This is a genomic window from Bacillus sp. AC266, assembly GCF_979253805.1.
In genome coordinates, this window is record NZ_CEEDEC010000089.1 from 1 (window position 1) to 218 (window position 218).

The 218-nt window shown below is 62.8% G+C and carries 1 protein-coding gene; it reads right to left on the minus strand.

The features are described from left to right. The coding region (locus tag AC0IXC_RS29465; RefSeq protein WP_471653738.1) for a hypothetical protein at positions 1–218 on the minus strand (218 nt) is incomplete at both ends.

Consider the following 218-nt stretch of genomic DNA (forward strand, 5'->3'; position numbering starts at 1 on the left):
AGTCGGCCCAGTAGGTCCAGTTGCACCAGTGTCTCCAGTCGGCCCAGTAGGTCCAGTTGCGCCAGTGTCTCCAGTCGGCCCGGTAGGTCCAGTTGCGCCAGTGTCTCCAGTCGGCCCAGTAGGTCCAGTTGCACCAGTGTCTCCAGTCGGCCCAGTAGGTCCAGTTGCACCAGTGTCTCCAGTCGGCCCAGTAGGTCCAGTTGCGCCAGTGTCTCCAG